Annotated in this window: 4 protein-coding genes; all 4 read left to right on the top strand. The window is 68.9% G+C overall.

What is annotated here, in order from left to right; all coding sequences use genetic code 11:
- Nucleotides 1-1,256 (top strand): aromatic ring-hydroxylating dioxygenase subunit alpha (locus ABYX71_RS11315; RefSeq protein WP_372696601.1); only part of this gene is annotated, 1,256 nt, incomplete at its 5' end.
- Complete coding sequence (locus ABYX71_RS11320) at nucleotides 1,253-1,741, top strand: aromatic-ring-hydroxylating dioxygenase subunit beta (RefSeq protein WP_372696602.1); 489 nt, start codon at nucleotides 1,253-1,255, stop codon at nucleotides 1,739-1,741. The genes ABYX71_RS11315 and ABYX71_RS11320, both read left to right, overlap by 4 nt.
- A gap of 11 nt (nucleotides 1,742-1,752) precedes the next feature.
- A complete protein-coding gene (locus tag ABYX71_RS11325) occupies nucleotides 1,753-2,670 on the top strand; it encodes a VOC family protein (protein ID WP_372696603.1) in 918 nt (305 codons plus the stop codon).
- Nucleotides 2,671-2,777: 107 nt separating this feature from the next.
- Nucleotides 2,778-3,134: insulinase family protein (locus tag ABYX71_RS11330; protein WP_372696604.1), on the top strand; the 357-nt coding region annotated here is incomplete at its 3' end.

Consider the following 3,134-nt stretch of genomic DNA (forward strand, 5'->3'; position numbering starts at 1 on the left):
ACACGCCGCAGGCGCACCGCTACCTGGTCAACAAGCGGGCCTTCGTCGACCCGCGCCTGTTCGCCCGCGAGATGGAGGCCGTGTACGGCGGCCTGTGGCTGTACGTCGGCCACGAGACGGAAATTTCGCAGCCGGGCGACTTCGTCAGCCGCACGGTGGCGGGCCGGCCACTGCTGTTCGTGCGCGGCAGCGACGGCGCGGCGCGGGTGTTCCTGAACACCTGCACCCACAACGGCGCCAAGGTGTGCCGGGAAGAGTTCGGCAACCGCCGCCACTTCCCGTGCGCCTATCACGGCTGGGTGTTCGACCACGACGGCAGGCTGCTGGAGGTGCCGGGCGAGGCGGCCTTCGGGCCGCAGTTCGACAAGGCCGACGAGGGCCTGATCGCGCCGCCCAGCCAGGCCAGCTACCGCGGGTTCACCTTCGTCAGCTTTGCCCGCCGCGACGATCTCACGGCTTACCTGGCCGGCGCCGCGCAGTACCTGGACATCCTGTGCCAGACCAGCGCCGCCGGCATGCGGGTGTTGCCGGGCACCCACGTGTACGCGACGCGCGCCAACTGGAAGATGCTGCCGGTCAACGTGATCGATGGCAATCACTTCATGCCGACCCACGTCACGTATCTGCAGTACCTGCGCGAGCGCGGCAGCGAGATGAAGGAGCCGATCCGCGACTTCCACGAAGCGCACCTGGGCAACGGCCACACGGTGTTCGAGTACGAGGCGCCGTGGGGCCGTCCGCAGGGCAAGCCCGACCCGGCCTGGAGCGACGCCGTCAACGCGCAGATCGCCACCCGCCGACAGGAACTGATCGCGCGCCTGGGGCCGGACCTGGGCGACCGCATCGCGCGCAAGAACCGCAACCTGGTGATTTTCCCGAACCTGATCATCAACGACATCATGGGCACCACCATCCGCGTGGCCGAGCCGATCAGCGCCGGCTACATGGAGGTCAGCGCCTGGCAGCTGTGCCCGGCGGACGATCCACCCGAGCTGGCGCACCTGCGAAACGAACAGTTCCTGACCTTCCTGGGGCCGGGCGGGTTCGCCACGCCGGACGACATCGAAGGCATGGAGGCGTCCCAGCGCGGCTACGCCAGCTACCGCGAGGCGCCGTGGATCAACTATTCCAAGGGCATTGCCGCGGAACTGGCCGGCGGCTTCACCCGCCCGGGTGAGTCGGATTTCATGATGCGTGCCTTCTTCAATGCCTGGCGCGACCACCTGGGCGTGCAGCAGTTCACGGAGGCCGCATGAACGTGCAGGACATCACCCGCGCCGAGGTCGAGACCTTCCTGGCACGCGAGGCGTGGCTGCTGGACACCTGGCAGTTGGACGAATGGCTTGGGCTGTTCAGTCCGCAGGCACGCTACCAGGTGCCGAGCACCGACCGCCCGGACGGCGATCCGGTGAACAGCCTGTACCTGATCGACGACGACTACCGCCAGCTGTGCTTTCGGGTCAAGCGCTTCAACCTGCCGCAGGGCCATGCCGAGCAGCCGCACTCGCGCACCCAGCGCCTGGTCACCAATGTGCTCCTGCACGGTGAGCAGGACGGTGCGCTGGCGGTGACCGCGGCGTTTCTGATCGCCCGTACCCGCCACGGCCTGCAGGATCCGTTCGTCGGCCGCTACGAACTGCGCCTGGTCAGCGACGGCGGGGCGCTCAGGTTCATCCGGCGCCGCGCCATCCTGGCCATGCCGGGCCTGCGGCCGGTGGGCACCGTCAGCATCATCGTGTGAGGAACTCCCCCATGTCCGATTTCCGCCTGTGTCCGACGCGTCTGGGCTACGTTCACCTGCGGGTGAAGGACCTCGACGAGTCGCTGGCCTTCTGGACCCGCGCCGTGCCGCTGGACGTGAGCGCCCGCCTGGAGGGGCGGGTGTACCTGCGCGGCGGGCTGGAGCACCACTGGCTGGTGCTCGAACCCTCGGCCGACCCGGGACTGGAGCGGGTGGCACTGGAGGTGGAGAGCCGCGCCGAACTGGACGCGTTCGAGGGGCGGCTGAAGGCGCTTGGCGTTGCCTTCGAGGCCGGTGACGGCCTGGACACCGCACGCGTCGACCGCTACCTGCGTTTCAGCGACCCGGCCGGCAACCCGCTCGAACTGTACTGCGACATGGTGGCCATGCCGACGCCGCCGACCCCGCGCGCGGTGCAGCTGCTGGACATCCAGCACGTGGTGCTGGCGGCGGGGGACACCGTACAGGCGACCGCCTTCTACCGCGACGTGCTCGGCATGCGCGAGTCCGACTGGGTCGAGCGCGACGTGTGTTTCCTGCACATGAAAAACGGCTGGCACCACGGCATCGGCGTCGGCGGCTTCGGTGGCGCGGCCCGCGGGCTGAACCACATCTGCTTCCAGCCGCCGGGGCTGGATGACGTCATGCGGGCGCGTGCTGCCGTGCGCAAGCTCGGCTACCCGATCACCATGGACCTGCTGCGACACGCGCCGTCGACCTCGGTCGGCTTCTACTTCGCCGGGCCGGACACCGTGGCCGAGATGAGCTTTGGCGCGCGCCACTTCACCGAGGACGCGCCGCCGAAGCCCCGGCTGCTGGCGCGCGGCCTGGACACCATCGACGTGTGGCAGCAGGGCCTGGTCGACCACGAGCAGTCGGTGATCGACGAGCTGCGGCAGATGGCCGAGCGCCAGCGCGCCACTGGCTGACCGGGGCGGCGTGCAAGGGGCCGGGCAGCGCTTCAGAGGGCCGTCATGCCGGTGCATCCGGCTTGTTAAACTCGCTGCGAACGGTTTCCCCACGCAACGGCAACGGCATGACTCATCCCGCTTTCGAACTGGTGCGCAGCGAGCGCGTGTCGGCGCTCAACCTGACGGTCGAGGAGTACCGCCACCACGTCACCGGCGCCCGCCACATCCACCTGGCCGCCGCCGACGACAACAACGCGTTCCTGGTCGCGTTCCTGACGGTGCCACAGGACTCGACCGGGGTCGCCCACATCCTGGAGCACACCGCCCTGTGCGGCAGCCGTCGCTATCCGGTGCGCGATCCGTTCTTCCTGATGCTGCGCCGCTCGCTGAACACCTTCATGAACGCCATGACGGCCAGCGACTGGACCGCCTACCCGTTCGCCAGCCAGAACCGCAAGGACTTCTTCAACCTGCTGGACGTG

The organism is Immundisolibacter sp., assembly GCF_041625615.1.
In the GTDB taxonomy this organism is placed as follows: Bacteria; Pseudomonadota; Gammaproteobacteria; order Immundisolibacterales; family Immundisolibacteraceae; genus Immundisolibacter.

What these genes read in the sequence shown, in the direction of transcription:
- ABYX71_RS11320 (WP_372696602.1), top strand. Translation starts at nt 1,253, where the DNA reads ATGAACGTGCAGGACATCACCCGCGCCGAGGTCGAGACCTTCCTGGCA.
- ABYX71_RS11325 (WP_372696603.1), top strand. Translation starts at nt 1,753, where the DNA reads ATGTCCGATTTCCGCCTGTGTCCGACGCGTCTGGGCTACGTTCACCTG.